Raw genomic sequence first — 15,726 nt, forward strand, 5'->3', positions numbered from 1 at the left:
GGTGGGTGGTCTGAGGTGCCGGTCTACCCGGAACAGCGCCGGACGTGCCCGGCAGAAACCGTCGCACCCCGCCGCCCGGTCGTCCGGGCGGCGGGACGCGACGGTGCGGTCACTCGGCGGCGGCGGTGGCCGGCTGCTCGGCCGGCTGCTGCGCGTCGGCCGCCGGCTGCTGAGCCTCGGCCGCCGGCTGCTCGTCGGCCTTCTTCGGCTCCAGCAGCTCGCGCTCCCACTCGGCCAGCGGCTCGTCGCTGCCGACCTGACCCGCCTCCGGCTTCTCGTCGCCACCGCGACGCCGGCCGGAACGGGCGATCAGGCCGTCGGCGACGGCGGCGGCCACGACCTTGGTCAGCAGCTCGGCGGAGCGGATCGCGTCGTCGTTGCCCGGGATCGGGAAGTCGACCTCGTCCGGGTCGCAGTTGGTGTCCAGCACCGCGATCACCGGGATGCCCAGCTTGCGGGCCTCGTCGACGGCGATGTGCTCCTTCTTGGTGTCGACGATCCAGACCGCGGCCGGGAGCTTCTGCATGTCCCGCAGACCACCGAGGGTCTTGGTGAGCTTGGTCTTCTCGCGGAACAGCTGGAGGGTCTCCTTCTTGGTGTACCCGGCGGCGGTACCGGTCAGGTCACCCAGCGCCTCCAGCTCCTTCATCCGCTGGAGCCGCTTGTACACCGTCTGGAAGTTGGTCAGCATGCCACCGAGCCAGCGGTGGTTGACGTACGGCTGACCGACCCGGGTCGCCTGCTCGGAGATGGCCTCCTGAGCCTGCTTCTTGGTGCCGACGAACAGGATGCTGCCGCCCTCGGCCACCGTGTTGCGCACGAAGTCGTACGCCTTCTCGATGTAGTCGAGGGTCTGGCGCAGGTCGATGATGTAGATGCCGTTGCGCTCGGTCATGATGAAGCGCTTCATCTTCGGGTTCCAGCGCCGGGTCTGGTGCCCGAAGTGGACACCGCTCTCCAGCAGCTGGCGCATGGTCACGACGGCCATGGTGGGGTACTCCTCAAGATCCCTGGTTGTTCCGCCCGACCGGTGGCCGGGCGTCCTGGCGCCTGGTCGCCGGCCATGGTGGGCCCGACGGGATCGGGACCAGGGAGGCCGTCGCCCCACGACGAGACGTGGGGAGGGCACGCGAGGTCGACCGCACAAGGCGGTCGCCAAGAGGCCAGTGTACGCCCCCACCCCGCAACCCGGCCCCGGGCTCCCCTCCGGCGCGGGGACGACCCGGGACGGGGATGTGGCCACCCGCGGCCCGGCCGGCTGGCGGGCGGGTCAGCGGGCGACGGGCGCGGCCGGTGGGCGGGTCAGCGGGCGGCGAGGGCGGCAGCGACGAAGAGGACCAGCCCGATGGTGAGGTAGGCGGTCGGTGGGCGTAGCCAGCCCCGGTCGCCGTCGGCCATCGCCAGCCCGCCGGCCCGCAGCCCGTACAGGCCGCCGGCGAAGATCGGCAACCCGACCACCAGGAGGATGCCCACGACGACGTGCGACACCGGGACCGGATCGCCGGTCAGGCCGTGCAGCAGCACCCGCAGCGCCGGGATCTCGAAGACCAGCACCGACAGGCCCAGCAGCGCCGCCAGCGCCGGTCGCCGGGTGCGGTAGACGCCGTCGGAGGCCGGCCCAGGCGTCCGGTACGCCCCGTCGGGGCCGGCCACCCCGTCCGGACGGGGCACGACCGGCGCCATCGGGCCGGTCGGCACCTCCAGCGGGGAGGGTTCGGCCGGCCGGTTCGGTTCGACGATCGGATAGTTGCCCAGTGCCGCCGGCCGACCCGGCTCGGAGCCGGCCAGCGGGCCTACCCCGCTGACCCCCAGCACGCCGGAGTCGGCGGCGAACCGACCGGTGCCGCCGTCAGCCGCACCGAGCCGACCGGTGCCGCCCGACCGGCCGGTGCCCGGGTCGCCGACGCCGCGGCCCGCCCCGGTGTCGCTCAGCAGGCCGGCCCCGGTGTCACCGGCACCCCGCACCGGCAGGCCCCCGAGTGAACCCGCGCCGGTGTCGCCGCTCGAACGGGCCACGCCGAGCGGGCCGCTACCGGTGTCCCCGAGCGGCCCGGAGTCGCCGACGCCGGCCTCCCGGGCGGCCCGTCGACCCACCCGGTCGGTGGGGAGTTCGCCTGAGACGTCCGGATCGTCGCGACGGAGCCGGGTCGGCCGGTACCCGGCGGAGTCGCCCGCGCCGTCACCCAACGGGTCGGCCGCGTCGAAACGCCCCGGATCGAGACGGTTCGCGTCCGCGTACCGGCCCTCCTCGGCAGCCCGCTGGTCGGGTGTCCGCAGTTCGTCGTACCGGCGCGCCCCGCTCGCCGTCCGCCAGTCCGGGTCGTCGTACGCGCGGTCCCGGCCCGCCGGGTACCAGCGCGACTCCTGATCTTCGGGGTAGCTCCGTCGTGCGTCCACGTCCGGCACCGTATGCGACCGACCCGTCCGACGCCATTCGCAGGTCGGACCGCTGGACACAACCGATCGGGCGGATCGTCCCCGGCGACCGACCCGCCCCGGAGCAGGGCGTATCCGGGTTTCCATAGCACGTCGGGACCTTGATCACCCGGTCGTCCACAGGCCCCCGGGTTGTCCACAGCCGGGGCGACGGGGGTCGCGTCCCGCCCGTCCCCGCCCGGACGCTGACCGTCATGACCAACCGGAACCAGGCGATCGGCGCGTACGGCGAACGGTGCGCCGTACGCCACCTGATCGGGGCCGGGCTACGCCCGGTGGCCCGCAACTGGCGCTGCCGCGCGGGCGAGATCGACGTCATCGCCTGGGACGGCCCGGTCCTCGCCTTCTGCGAGGTGAAGACCCGCCGGACAGACACCTACGGCAGTCCCGCCGAGGCGGTCGTCCCGGCCAAGGCCCGGCGGTTGCGCGGGCTCGCCGTCCGCTGGTTGGCCGAGACCGGGACCACCGCCGACGAGGTCCGCTTCGACGTCCTGTCGGTCCGGCTGCCACCCGCCGGTCCAGCTCAGGTCGAACACCTCAAGGGGGCCTTCTGATGGCCGGCGGACCCCGGTCCACCGGCCCGACGGCCGGGCGGGTCCGGGCGGGGGTGGCGTGGTGAGCTACGCCAAGGTGCTCGGGGTGGGCCTGGTCGGCGTCACCGGCCACCTGGTCGAGGTCGAGGCGGACCTCTCCCCCGGGCTGCCGGCGGTGGTCATCTCCGGGCTGCCGGACACCGCCCTGCACGAGGCACGGGACCGGGTTCGCGCGGCCGTGGTCAACTCGGGGCAGCGCTGGCCCAACCGCCGGATCACCCTCAACCTGCTGCCCGCCACGCTGCCCAAGTACGGCTCGGCCTTCGATCTGGCCATCGCGGTCGCCCTGCTCGGTGCCGCCGGTGAACTGCCGCTGCTGCCGATGGAGGGGGTGGTGGTGCTCGGCGAGTTGGGGCTCGACGGGACGGTCCGGCCGGTCCGTGGCGTACTGCCGATGGTCACCGCCGCCGTACGCGCCGGGCTGGAACGGGTGGTCGTACCGGTGGGCAACGCGGCGGAGGCGGCGGTGATCCCCGGGGTACGGGTCCGCGCCGTCGACACCCTGCACCGGCTGGTGTCTTTCATCCGGGACGGGACGCCCCTGCTCGAACCACCGCCACCCGCCCCCGCCGAGACGGCGACCGGGCCGGATCTCGCCGACGTCGCCGGGCAGGGCCTGGGCCGACGCGCGGTGGAGGTGGCGGCGGCCGGCGGACACCACCTCTCCCTGCTGGGACCACCCGGTGCGGGCAAGACCATGCTCGCCGAACGGTTGCCGTCGGTCCTGCCGGAACTCGACGACGCCGCGGCGCTGGAGGTGACCGCGCTGCACTCGATCGCCGGCACCCTGCCGCCGGACGGGCGGCTGCTGCGCCGACCACCGTTCCAGGCGCCGCACCACTCGGCCACCGTGGCGTCCCTCGTCGGCGGTGGCTCGGGACTGGCCCGGCCGGGGGCGGTGTCGCTGGCGCACCGGGGCGTGCTCTTCCTCGACGAGGCCGCCGAGTTCAGCAAGGCCGCCCTGGAGGCGTTGCGCCAACCGCTGGAGAGCGGTCAGGTGCACCTGACCCGGGCCCGGGGCGGCACCCGGTACCCGGCCCGGGTCCAGTTGGTGCTGGCCGCCAATCCCTGCCCCTGCGCCCGTCCCGGGGGCGACACGCTCTGCGAGTGCAGCCCGCTGGCCCGCCGGCGGTACCTCGGCCGGCTCTCCGGTCCCCTGCTCGACCGGATCGACGTACAGGTCCGGGTGCTGCCGGTGCGGGCGGCGGAACTGATGGGCACCGATCCGGACGGTGAGCCGTCGGCGGCGGTCGCCGCCCGGGTGGCGGCGGCGCGCGGGGCCGCCGCCGAGCGGTGGGCCGCGGTCGGCCACCGGCTCAACGCGGAGGTGCCCGGCCCACTGCTGCGCCGCCCGCCGTGGCGGCTCGCCGCCCGGGCCACCGCCGAGTTACGCGGTCGACTCGACCGGGGTTCGCTCTCGGCCCGGGGCTTCGACCGGATCATCCGGCTCGCCTGGACGATCGCCGACCTCGACGGCCGGACCCGGCCCGATCAGGAGGACGTCCGGGAGGCCATCGGCCTCAGAACGGGGGAGGAAGCGTGACCAGCACGGAGGACCTGCACGCCCGGGTGGCGCTCACCTGGCTGGTCGAGCCGGGCACCCGGTCGGTGTACCGCCTGGTGGGCCGGCTGGGTGCGCCGGCGACCCTGGAACTGCTGCTCGACGGCGGTGCGCCCGACGACACGTTGCGGGCGACGGTGGCGGCCCGGCTGGACGCCGGCGACCCCAGGGCGGTGGCCGCCGGGGCGGTGGCGCTCGCCGACCGGCTCGGCGCACGGATCGTCTGCCCTGCCGACGACGAGTGGCCCGCCCCACTGGGTGACCTGGAACGGCTCGAACTGCCCGGGGCGAGCCGGAAGGTCGACCGGGAGACCGCCCCGCCGCTGTGCCTGTGGGTACGCGGCGGGTGGCCGTTGGCCGAGGTGCTGGACCGTTCGGTCGCGGTGGTCGGCGCACGGGCCGCCACCGGGTACGGCGTACACGTCGCCACCGAACTCGGGTACGGCCTGGCCGACCGGGAGTGGACGGTGGTCTCCGGTGGCGCGTTCGGCATCGACGCCGCAGCGCACCGGGGCGCGTTGAACGCCGGTGGGGTGACGGTGGCGGTGCTGGCCTGCGGGGTGGACCGTCCCTACCCGATGGGCAACTCCGCACTGTTCGACCGGATCGCCGAGACCGGCCTGCTGGTCAGCGAGTGGCTGCCGGGTGCGGAGCCGCTGCGGCCCCGGTTCCTGATCCGCAACCGGGTGATCGCCGCCGGCACCCGGGGCAGCGTGCTGGTCGAGGCGGCGGCCCGCAGCGGCGCGGCCCAGACCATGCACCGGGCGATCGCCCTCCACCGCCCCTCGATGGTGGTGCCCGGCCCGGTCACCTCGGCGCTCTCCGTCGGCGCACACGAGTTGCTGCGGGAGTACGACCGCACCCGACTTGTCACCGGGCTCGCCCACGTGCTGGAGGAGGTGGGCCGGATCGGGGCCGACCTGGCGCCACCCGCCCGGGGTGCGGCCCGCCCGACCGACGTCCTCGACGACGAGGCGACCATGCTGCGCGAGTCGATGCCCCGACGGGGCACGGTCGGCGTGGATGTGCTGGCCGCCCGCGCCGGCGTTCCGGTCCGCACGGCGTTACGCAAACTCGCCCTGCTGGAGGAGCTGGGCCTGGTGGCCCGCCGCGACGACGGCTACGCCCTCACCCGGCCCCCGTCGCGCTGAGGCGGAGACGACGGATGCCACCCGGAGATGCCATCCCCGGTCGACGGGTTCGGGTGCGATGATCGCAGCCGTGTCGATTCCCCGTCGTTCGGTCCTCGGTCTCGGATTCGCCGCCGCCCTCGGACTGACCGGCTGCGCGCAGCACCCGCCCGCCGGGCCGGCCGGCTCCTGGGCCACTCCCGCCCCCGGTGACGGCCCACAGGGCGGCCAGGGTGCGGCGGCTGCCGGCGGATCTGGAGCCGCCGCCCGGGGCGCCGCCCCGACGGCGACCAGAAAACCGCGCACCCTCACCGTGGCGCTCCAGCGTTACCTCCAGCCCACCACCGAGAACCCGAAGCACCCGACGTACGCCGGGGCGGTGGTGCTGGCGACGACCGACGGTGAACCGACCGACCACCTGGCGGTCGGTGAGGCGCTGCGCTACGACGCCGGGCCGGTGCTGCTGCCGGCGGCGAAGCGGGTCGCCATGCGGCCCGACTCGATCTTCGACCTGGCCTCGCTCACCAAGGTCTACACCGCCATCCTCACCCTGCAACAGGTCGACAGCGGGCGGATCGACCTGGACGCCCCGGTGGTGCGGTACCTGCCCGGGTTCACCGGCACCGGCAAGTCCGCCGTCACCGTGGCGATGCTGCTGGCCCACACCAGCGGCCTGCCGGTCGGGGCGAAGGTGACCGGCTACTCGACGATGGCGCAGCGGTGGCAGGCGGTGCTGGCCACACCGCTGGTAAGCGGTGCCACCCCGGGCACGGTTTTCCGCTATTCCAGCGTCGGTCTGATGGTGGCCGGGAAGATCGTCGAGAAGGTCACCGGGCTCACCCTCGACCGGGCCCTGAAGACCAACCTGACCACGCCGTTGGGGCTGCGCTACACCGGGTTCAACCCCAACACCTGGCTCAGTTCGACCGACCGGGCCAACCGCCTCGTCGCCACCGACGCCAGGTCCTCCCGGGGGCTGCTGCGGGGCGTGGTGCACGACGACGTCGCCAACCACCTCGGCGGTATCGCCGGTCACGCCGGGATCTTCGCTCCCGCCGAGGAGGTGGCCGTCATCGGGCAACTGCTGCTCGACGGCGGCAGCTACGGCGGGAAGCGGATCCTCGCCGAGAGCACGGTGACCCGGATGCTGCGCAACGCCAACACCGGGTTGCCCGCCGTCGACCCGGACCGGCCTGGCCGCACCTCCGACCACGGCCTCGGCGTGGTGCTCAACCAGCCCTGGTTCATGGGCAGGCTCGCCCGGCCCACCACCTTCGGGCACACCGGGTTCACCGGCACGTCCTTCCTGGTCCAGCCCGACCGTCGCCGGGTGCTGGTGCTGCTGACAAACCGCGCCCACCCGAACTGGAGCTGGGCCGACCCGGACCCGGCCCGGGTCGCCGTGGCCGACACGTTCGCCTGACCCGCTCCCGCCGCCGGCCGGACCCCAACCGACCCGGCGGGTCATCCGGCCGGCGGTGTCCCCCTCTCGGCGTCCGTAAGCTGGGCCGGTGAACCCGGACGAGCGGTCGGTCGCAGGTCGTCAACCGTCGACGGTCGCCGCCAAGCGACCTCGGCGGTGGCGGTGCGATGAGTAGTCGCGGGCCGGGGACCCGGGCCACCCACCAGGCACTACCGCCGGCCATGCGGGACGCGGTCGACGGCTTCGCCGTGCACCTGGCGCAGGTACGCAACCGCTCCGCGCACACCGTCCGGGCGTACGTCGCCGACCTGGTCTCGCTGCTCGACCACGCGGTCCGGATGGGGTGCACGGCCCCCGCCGACCTGGATCTGGGCGTGTTGCGCAGTTGGCTGGCGAAGCAGCGGACCACCGGCGCGGCATCCAGTTCGTCGGCGCGACGGGCCGCTGCGGCGCGTACCTTCAGCGGCTGGGCCCACCGGTCCGGCCTCCTGGCGACGGACGTGGCCGCCCCGCTGGCCACCCCGAAGACGCGTCGGGAACTGCCGGTGGTGCTCCGCGCCGACCAGGTCGCCGCCCTCGTGGAGGCCCCGGGCCGCAACCGGCCCACCACCCCGGGCCACGACGGACCTCCCGCCGGACCACATGACGCTTTCTCCACCGGGGCGCCGTCCGCCCCGACAACCGGCGGGGCCTCCCCGCAGGTGGACCCGGCCGACGAGGCGGTCCTGTCGCGTGACCGGGCGCTGCTCGAACTGCTCTACGCCACCGGCGCGCGGATCAGCGAGGTGTGCGGTCTGGACACCACGGACGTCGACCGGGAACGTCTGGTAATCCGGGTCCTCGGTAAGGGCAACCGGGAACGGACGGTCCCGTACGGGCTGCCGGCGCAGCGGGCGGTCGACAGCTGGTTGGCGGCCGGCCGGCCCGCACTGGCCGGTCCGGACTCCGGGCGGGCCCTGTTCCTCGGTGCCCGGGGCGGGCGGCTGCACCCGACGACGGCCCGGCGGATCGTCGCCGGGTACGCGCGGGCCGCCGGGCTACCGCCGACCAGCCCGCACGGGCTGCGGCACTCAGCGGCCACCCACCTGTTGGACGGCGGGGCCGACCTGCGGGCGGTGCAGGAGCTGCTGGGGCACTCGTCCCTGGCGAGTACCCAGATCTACACCCACGTGTCGGTGGAAAGGCTCCGCACCGCCTACCGGCAGGCCCACCCTCGGGCCTGACCGCCCTCCGGGGCCGGAGCCAACCCGTCCCGGGAGCCGAGCCGGCCCTCACGTGACCGGTGACGATCGATCCGGCCGCCCGGCGGCATGCGGGCTACGATCGCCCGATGAGCGTCCCGACGCCGCCCGAGCCGATTCCCGGGGCCCGACTGCTCTTCACCCTCGACCCCTCGGTCAGCTATCTCAACCACGGTGCCTTCGGTGCGGTGCCGCTCAGCGTGCAGCGCACCCAGCAGCGGCTGCGCGACGAGATGGAAGCCAACCCGCAGCGTTTCTTCGGGATGGCGTTGATCGACCGGCTCGCCCACACCCGGCGGCACCTGGCCGCCTTCCTCGGTGCCGATCCGGAGGGCACCGCCCTGGTCGGCAACACCACGACGGGGGTGGCCGTGGTCCTCCAGTCACTCGGCCTGCGCCCCGACGACGAGGTGCTCGGCACCGACCACGGGTACGGCGCGGTGAACTACTCCGTCGCCCGGGAGTGCCGCCGGACAGGCGCGACCACCCGTGCCCTGCACCTGCCCCGGTCGGCCACCGACGCGCAGATCGTGGAGATCGTCCGGGCCGGCCTGCGCCCGGGGCGTACCCGGTTGCTGCTGGTCGACCAGCTCACCTCGGCCACCGCCCGGGTGCTGCCGGTCGCCGCGCTGGTGGCGGTGGCCCGGGAACACGGCATTCCGGTGCTGGTGGACGCGGCACACGTGCCCGGGATGCTGCCGGTGCAGGTCGACGCGATCGGGGCCGACTTCTGGGTGGGCAACCTGCACAAGTGGGGGTTCGCCCCACGCGGCACCGCCGTGCTGGTCGTCGCCCCGTCGTGGCGGACGCGGATCGAGCCGTTGGTGGTGTCCTGGCAGCAGGCCGAGGGTTTTCCGGGCAACGTCGAGTGGCAGGCCACCCTCGACTACACGAGTTGGTTGAGCGCTCCGGCCGGTCTCTACGCGCTGCGCAGCCTCGGTGTCGAGCGGGTCCGGGCGCACAACGCCGCACTGGCCGCGTACGGGCAGCGGGTGGTCGGGGACGCGCTCGGGGTGCCCCCGGCCGACCTGCCCGACCCGGGCGGGCCTGGGGTGGCGATGCGGATCGTGCCGTTGCCGGCGGGCATCGCCGGCACCCTGGAGGAGGCCGCTGCCCTGCGCGGCCGGATCGCCGATCGTCTCGCCGCCGAAGTGGCGGTGATGGCCTGGCACGGTCGGGGTTGGCTGCGGCTGTGCGGCCAGGTCTACAACACCCCCGACGATTATGAACGGCTGGCCGCCCGACTGCCGGCGCTGCTGGCCGGCCGGGACTGACGCGACGCCGTCGGAACGCCGACCGCACCGGCAGGGTGCGGCGTCGTCCCGCCGGGCGATCCCGTCCGGCCCCGCACCCCATCGTCGACCGTCGCCGGTGCCTGTCGTCCGGTCGACGGCGTCGGGAGAGCGGCCGGTGGCCGGACGGGCGGCACCGGACGGGCGGCACCGGCCGGACGGCGGGCCACAGCGGCGTCACGGGCCGGGCGGAGGCCAACGTCGACGGTGGCATTCGGTCCGACACCGGGGCTCAGGTCGGCCGTCACCGGGAGCAGGCGGACCCGGCCGAGCCCGAGCAGGGCCAGCGGGTCGAGGTATTCCGGGCCGTGGCGGGCCCCCCAGTGCAGGCAGTCGCCGGCCGGTGCGGCCGACACTGGACAGCCCGGATGCCCGGCCAGCAGCACCCCCAGCGGAGCGCCGGCCGCCACCACGTCACCGGTGTGCACCCGGGGGTGTACCGGCTCGTAGGTGGTCCGCAGCCCCTCCGGGTGGCCGATGGTGACCACCGGTCGGCCGGCGACCATGCCGGCGAAGAGCACCGTGCCGGCCCCGGCGGCCCGGACGGCGGCACCGGGCGCGGCGGCGAGGTCCACGCCCCGGTGGCCGGCGAGCCAGGGCAGTGGGGGTGGGTCGAACGGGCGTACCGGTCGGGGCGGGCCGTCGAGCGGCCACCGGAACGCCGGTGCGGGCGCGGCCCGGGCCGGGGCGGATCGTGGCGGGGTCGGCCGGGCGGGGAGCCAGTGCGAGCCGAACACGAGCACGGCGACCCCGAGGGCCGTCACCTGCCGTAGTCCTGTGCGCATCACCGCAGCATGCCGGGGTCGCCCGCGTGGTGCCGCGCACCTGGTGTCCGCTGTGGATGAGGGAACGGGCTGTGGAAAACGCCCGTCGGGGCGGTGGATCTGTTATGCCGGCCGCCGCCGGGGGCGGAACGACGACGGTGCCGGCCGGTCGACCGGTCTAGGCTGACGGGATCGCAGCGCAGCGCGGACCGGGAGGCCACCGATGACCACCATGGACGACGTGAGCCGGCCCTCGCGGGTCGCCGGGGCGGACGAGGGGATCAGCCCGGAGGAACTCCGGTTGGCCGCCCGCAACCACGGCATACCGCTGGAGGCGTTGCGCTACGACGTCACCCCGCCCGGCCTGCACTACCTGCTCATCCACTACGACATCCCCGACCTCGACCCGGCGGCCCACGCGCTGACCGTGGCCGGGGCGGTGGCTCGGCCGCTCCGACTCGACCTGGCCGAGCTGCGCGGACGCCCCCGGGTGACCCACCGGGTGACGCTGGAGTGCGCCGGCAACGGCCGGGCGCTGCTGCACCCGCGCCCGGTCAGCCAGCCGTGGCTGGTGGAGGCGGTGGGCAACGCCGAGTGGACCGGCACCCCGCTGGCGCCGCTGCTGCGCGAGGCCGGGATCGCGCCCGACGCGGTGGACGTGGTGTTCACCGGCGCCGACCACGGCGTGGAACGCGGGGTGGAGCAGGACTACCAGCGGGCCCTGCCGGTCGACGACGCGTTGCGCGAGGAGGTGCTGCTGGCGTACGAGATGAACGGCGCTCCCCTGCTGCCCCAGCACGGCGCGCCGCTGCGGCTGATCGTCCCCGGCTGGTACGGCATGGCACACGTCAAGTGGCTGCGCGCGATCAGCGTGCTGACCCGGGAGTTCGACGGTTACCAGAACGCGGTGGCCTACCGGTTGCGGCGCGACGCCGACGACCCGGGGGTGCCGGTGACCCGCATCGAGCCCCGGGCGCTGGTCCGGCCGCCGGGTTTCCCGGATTTCATGTCCCGGGCCCGGGTGCTGCGGCCGGGGCCGTGCACGGTGGACGGACGCGCCTGGTCGGGGCACGGCCCGGTGGTGGCGGTGGAGGTGACCGTCGACGGCGGGGCGAACTGGTCACCGGCCACCCTGGACCCGCCGACCGGCGGCGGATGGTCGTGGCGACGCTGGCGGTACGAGTGGACGCCGCAGCCCGGCCGCTACGTGCTGGGGGCCCGGGCGACCGACGCGTCGGGGCGTACCCAGCCCGTGGAGCAGCCGTGGAACCGGGGCGGGTTCGCCAACAACCTCGTCCAGCGGGTGGACGTGCTCGTCGTCGCGGAGTGAGGCGGCCCGGTCCCGGTCCGGCGTCAGCGGTGGGCGGCCGACGTGGGGCGGGGGTCAGCTACCGAAGCCCGAGTCGGCCGGCAGGGAGATGTCGGGCTTCTCCAGCTCCTCGACGTTGACGTCCTTGAACGTCATCACCCGGACGTTCTTGACGAAGCGGGCGGGACGGTACATGTCCCATACCCAGGCGTCGTGCATCTCGACCTCGAAGTAGACCTCGCCGTCGGAGTTGCGCACGTGCAGGTCCACATGGTTGGCCAGGTAGAAGCGGCGTTCCGTCTCCACCACGTAGGAGAACTGACGGACAATGTCGCGGTACTCCCGGTAGAGCTGCAGCTCCATCTCGGTCTCGTACTTTTCGAGATCTTCCGCGCTCATCGCACTCCGCCTTCCATGACCACATCTTCCCTCACCGGTGCCGGAGGCCGCGGCTGCTCGCCCAACGCCACGCCGACGGTACCCCCTGTCCGGCCCGAGCGTCCCACCGGCTCGGGAGCGGCGGCGCCGAGCGGCCGGCGGGCCCTGGGTGGGGTCCCCTCCCGGCCCGCGACGGCGGCCACGTTGACGTACGAGAACCGGTGCTCCACGCAGGGCCCCCGCTCGCGCAGCGCCTCGGTGTGCTCGGCCGTGATGTACCCCTTGTGCTCGGCGAAACCGTACCCCGGGTGGCGTCCGTCCAGCTCCACCATGATCCGGTCCCGGGTGACCTTGGCCAGTACGCTGGCCGCCGCCACGCAGGCCGCCACCCGGTCACCCTTCCAGACCGCCAGCCCCGGCACGTCCAGCCCGTCCACCCCGAAGCCGTCGGTGAGCACGTACTCCGGGCGGGTGGTCAGCGAGGCCAGGGCCCGGCGCATCGCGGCGAGGTTGCACACGTGCAGCCCCCGGGCGTCGACCTCCTCGGCCGGGATGACCACCACGGCGTACGCCAGGGCGCGGGCGACGACCTCGGCGTACACCCGCTCCCGGCTGGCCGGGGTGAGCAGCTTGGAGTCGGCGAGTCCCTCGATCTCGCCGCGTCGCCCCTCGGGGAGCACCGCGGCGGCGGCCACCAGCGGGCCGGCGCAGGCTCCCCGACCGGCCTCGTCCGCGCCCGCGACGTGCCGGAAGCCGCGCCGTTGCAGGGCCCTTTCCAGCGCGTAGAGCCCGCCGTCGCGGCGCACCACCGTGCGCGGCGGGGTCAGCACGACGGCTCCGGCGCGGGGGCCGCCGCCAGCACCTGGGTGAGCAGGTCCGCCAGGTCGGTGGGGTAGCACCGCTCGGCGGTGTCGGCCAACTCGGCCGCCGACCACCAGCGGTGCCCGGTGACGCTGGCCCGCTCGATCGCGTCGAAGCCGGCCGTGTCCACCTCCCAGGTGGGCACCCGGACCACGAAGAACTCCTGTTCCTGGCGGTACCACACGCCGTCGAAGGGAAACTCGATCGTCTCGGAGCGGACCGACCGGCCCAGTTCGGCCGGCGTCAGCCGCAGCCCGGTCTCCTCGGCCAACTCCCGGGCGGCCCCGGCTGCCGGGGGCTCCCCCGGGGTGAGCCCACCGCCGGGGGTGAACCAGTACCGGTGACCCGGGCGGGCCGGGTCGGTGCCCTCGAAGAGGAGCACCCGGCCGGACGCGTCGACGAGCAGCACGCGGGCCGCGCGTCGGGGGTGGAAGACGGTCACCGCATCAGCCTGCCAGACGGTGCCGGCGGTCGGCCACGCCCGGGGCGGGCGCGGCCGGTCAGGGGTTGGGAATGTCGTCGAACGACTTAGGCACGGTGAGCCAGGTGGCCCGGTCGAACGGCCAGAACACGGTGAAGGCCCGACCCACCACCTCGCCCTCGGGGATGGTGGCGCTGTCGATGTTGCGGCCGGACTGCTGCCAGTGCTCCAGGGAGTCCCCGGAGGCCGACCGGTGGTCACCCATCACCCAGAGCCGCCCCGCCGGGACGGTGATGTCGAACTCCTGGTCGGCCGGCTTGTCCTGCTGGCCGTTGGCGGAGTAGATGTACGGCTCGTCGAGGGACTTGCCGTTGATGGTCAGCCGGTCCTGCGCGTCGCAGCAGACCACGTGGTCACCGCCGACCCCGATCACCCGCTTGATGAAGTCCTCACCGTCGGGGTTGCCGCTCCACTCGGTCGGTGCCTTGAACACCACCACCTCACCCCGGTGCGGTGAGCGGAAGTCGTAGACCAGCTTGTTGACCAGCACCCGATCGTCGATCTTGAGGGTGTTCTCCATGGACGGCGACGGGATGAAGAAGGTCTGCAGCACGAATGCGCGGACCAGCACCGCCACCAGGATCGCGACGCCCAGGAGAATGGGCAACTCCTTCCAGAAGGAGCTGCGCGGCTTTTCGGTCTGCTCGTCAATCACGGGTGGAGCCTACGTCGCCGGGGCCGAACGGGCCGCCCGGAACGCCGGAGGTGTTCCCGCCACCACCGTTCCCGTCGTCGGAACCGGCCGCGACCGCCGGGCCGGGCGGGGTCGCGGGACCACGCCCGTCGCCCCGACCGGGTGACGGCGGCGAGCAGGGCGGCGACCGGGAGGAACAGGACCACGTCGCCGGTCGGGGTCGGCCGCACCGGGGCCGGGGCGGTGTTCGCGGCGGCGGAGTCGGACAGCTTGGCGAAGGTGGCCGGTACCGGCAACGACGCCCACCGCGACGACGGCCACACCACCATGAACGCCCGGCCGACGACGTTGTCGATCGGCACCGGGCCCTGGCAGCGGGCGTCCTGGGAGACCAGCCGGTGGTCACCCATCACGAAGATCTGCCCCGGGGGTACGACCACCTCGTCGAACCGGCGGGACCGGCACTCCTTCGGGTTCGGCGGGACGTCCAGCGGGGAGTCCCGCACCACGTACGGCTCGTCGAGCGGGATGCCGTTGACCATGACCCGGCCCTGGTCGTCGCAGCACTTGACCCGGTCACCGGGCACCCCGATCACCCGTTTGATGAAGTCCTTCTCGCCGGGGCGGCTCACCCCGACCAGGTCGCCCAGGGTGCGACCGATCTTGCCGGCGGCACCGGCCGGCGGCACGGGATTCTCCTGGGCGACCCACTTGTCGGTGCCCCGGAACACCACGACCTCGCCACGCAGCGGGTCGCGCATGTCGTAGACGACCTTGTTGACCAGGACCCGGTCGCCGATGAGGAGGGTGTCCTCCATCGAGCTGGACGGGATGAAGAAGGCCTGGAGCAGGAAGGTGCGGATCAGCACCGCGAGGCAGAATGCCACGATCAACAGCAGTGGCAGCTCCTGCCAGAGGGGCATCTGCCGACGGGCGGGGCGGGCCCGCCGACGCCACGGGTCCGCTGTGCCGTTCGAATCAAGCACCTGCACCACGCCACTCCCCGGTCCGCAGAAACGACACTACCGCCCGGGAGCCTCGTCGAGGCCCCACGGGCGGCAGGGACGATCGGAGCGCCGCGAACTGTCGTCGCGACACCACCCGCCGGTCTGCGCCCGTACCGATCAGCGTAATGCGCTCTGGTCGATACGACATCCGCGCAGGTCAGGCGGCGTGGCGAACGGAGATCAGCTGGGCTGCTTCTCGCGCTTCTCCTTGATCTTGGCCTTCTTGCCGCGCAGCTCGCGCAGGTAGTAGAGCTTGGCCCGGCGCACGGCACCACGGGTCACGACCTCGATCCGGTCGATGCCCGGGCCGTTGAGCGGGTACGTCCGCTCCACACCCACACCGAAGCTGACCTTGCGGACCGTGAAGGTCTCGCGCAGACCGTCACCCTGGCGGCGGATGACGACGCCCTGGAAGATCTGGACCCGGGACCGGTTGCCCTCGACGACCCGCGCGTGCACCTTGACGGTGTCACCGGCCCGGAAGTCGGGGATGTCGGTACGCTTCGACTGGGCGTCAAGGGCGTCCAGGATGTTCATCGCTGCGTCCTCGTAATGCTCACGGCGCACCGTCACTCGGTGCGCGGATGGGTGATTCTGATCCCCGGGTGGTTGCCGG

General features: G+C 74.0%; 14 protein-coding genes and 2 pseudogenes. 7 read left to right on the forward strand and 9 right to left on the reverse strand.

Annotation, left to right across the window (positions count from 1 at the left end; all coding sequences use genetic code 11):
• Positions 1-109: 109 nt before the first annotated feature.
• Complete coding sequence (gene rpsB, locus ACN260_RS22135; protein WP_422752861.1) at positions 110-988, reverse strand: 30S ribosomal protein S2; 879 nt, start codon at positions 986-988, stop codon at positions 110-112.
• Positions 989-1,302: 314 nt separating this feature from the next.
• Positions 1,303-2,397 (reverse strand): hypothetical protein, encoded by a 1,095-nt coding sequence (locus ACN260_RS22140; protein WP_422752862.1) that lies wholly within the window; start codon positions 2,395-2,397, stop codon positions 1,303-1,305.
• A 233-nt stretch (positions 2,398-2,630) separates the two neighbouring features.
• Here ACN260_RS22140 and ACN260_RS22145 point away from each other — a divergent pair, with 233 nt between their 5' ends.
• From ACN260_RS22145 to ACN260_RS22170, 6 genes are all read left to right on the forward strand, one after another.
• Entirely contained in the window at positions 2,631-2,990 is a 360-nt protein-coding gene (locus tag ACN260_RS22145; RefSeq protein WP_422752863.1) for a YraN family protein, read from the forward strand.
• Positions 2,991-3,051: 61 nt separating this feature from the next.
• Complete coding sequence (locus ACN260_RS22150) at positions 3,052-4,572, forward strand: YifB family Mg chelatase-like AAA ATPase (RefSeq protein WP_422752864.1); 1,521 nt, start codon at positions 3,052-3,054, stop codon at positions 4,570-4,572.
• Complete coding sequence (locus ACN260_RS22155; protein ID WP_422752865.1) at positions 4,569-5,741, forward strand: DNA-processing protein DprA; 1,173 nt, start codon at positions 4,569-4,571, stop codon at positions 5,739-5,741. Before ACN260_RS22150 ends, ACN260_RS22155 begins: the two co-directional genes overlap by 4 nt.
• Positions 5,742-5,811: 70 nt before the next feature.
• On the forward strand, positions 5,812-7,143 hold the full coding sequence (locus ACN260_RS22160) for a serine hydrolase domain-containing protein (RefSeq protein ID WP_422752866.1): 1,332 nt from the start codon (positions 5,812-5,814) through the stop codon (positions 7,141-7,143).
• 167 nt (positions 7,144-7,310) lie between these two features.
• Positions 7,311-8,366, forward strand: coding sequence for a tyrosine recombinase XerC (locus ACN260_RS22165; RefSeq protein WP_422752867.1), 1,056 nt, complete (start codon positions 7,311-7,313; stop codon positions 8,364-8,366).
• Between the two features lie 107 nt (positions 8,367-8,473).
• Positions 8,474-9,658 carry an aminotransferase class V-fold PLP-dependent enzyme gene (locus ACN260_RS22170; RefSeq protein WP_422752868.1) on the forward strand — a complete coding sequence of 395 codons (1,185 nt, stop codon included), beginning with the start codon at positions 8,474-8,476 and terminating at the stop codon, positions 9,656-9,658.
• A gap of 248 nt (positions 9,659-9,906) precedes the next feature.
• Here the strand turns inward: ACN260_RS22170 and ACN260_RS22175 are convergent.
• Positions 9,907-10,461: pseudogene (locus ACN260_RS22175) on the reverse strand (M23 family metallopeptidase); the annotation flags it as partial.
• Between the two features lie 202 nt (positions 10,462-10,663).
• Here ACN260_RS22175 and ACN260_RS22180 point away from each other — a divergent pair.
• Positions 10,664-11,770 carry a sulfite oxidase gene (locus ACN260_RS22180; RefSeq protein ID WP_422752869.1) on the forward strand — a complete coding sequence of 369 codons (1,107 nt, stop codon included), beginning with the start codon at positions 10,664-10,666 and terminating at the stop codon, positions 11,768-11,770.
• A 54-nt stretch (positions 11,771-11,824) separates the two neighbouring features.
• On the opposite strand, the gene ACN260_RS22185 is transcribed toward ACN260_RS22180, so the two are convergent.
• From ACN260_RS22185 to rplS, 6 genes and pseudogenes are all read right to left on the reverse strand, one after another.
• The gene (locus ACN260_RS22185) at positions 11,825-12,148 is read right to left on the reverse strand and encodes a DUF2469 domain-containing protein (RefSeq protein ID WP_422752870.1); all 324 of its coding nucleotides are present in this window, start codon (positions 12,146-12,148) and stop codon (positions 11,825-11,827) included.
• Entirely contained in the window at positions 12,145-12,957 is an 813-nt protein-coding gene (locus ACN260_RS22190; protein ID WP_422752871.1) for a ribonuclease HII, read from the reverse strand. The genes ACN260_RS22185 and ACN260_RS22190 overlap by 4 nt, the downstream gene beginning before the upstream one ends.
• A complete protein-coding gene (locus ACN260_RS22195) occupies positions 12,951-13,430 on the reverse strand; it encodes an NUDIX hydrolase (RefSeq protein WP_422752872.1) in 480 nt (159 codons plus the stop codon). Before ACN260_RS22195 ends, ACN260_RS22190 begins: the two co-directional genes overlap by 7 nt.
• A 58-nt stretch (positions 13,431-13,488) precedes the next feature.
• Positions 13,489-14,124: a signal peptidase I gene (lepB, locus tag ACN260_RS22200; RefSeq protein WP_421486162.1), complete on the reverse strand. Its 636-nt coding sequence runs from the start codon at positions 14,122-14,124 to the stop codon at positions 13,489-13,491.
• A 152-nt stretch (positions 14,125-14,276) separates the two neighbouring features.
• Positions 14,277-15,098, reverse strand: a pseudogene (gene lepB / locus ACN260_RS22205) (signal peptidase I); the annotation flags it as partial.
• Between the two features lie 192 nt (positions 15,099-15,290).
• Complete coding sequence (gene rplS / locus ACN260_RS22210) at positions 15,291-15,647, reverse strand: 50S ribosomal protein L19 (protein ID WP_422756794.1); 357 nt, start codon at positions 15,645-15,647, stop codon at positions 15,291-15,293.
• Between the last annotated feature and the right edge of the window lie 79 nt (positions 15,648-15,726).

It is taken from the genome of Micromonospora sp. WMMD708, assembly GCF_049315245.1.
Lineage (GTDB): Bacteria > Actinomycetota > Actinomycetes > Mycobacteriales > Micromonosporaceae > Micromonospora > Micromonospora wenchangensis.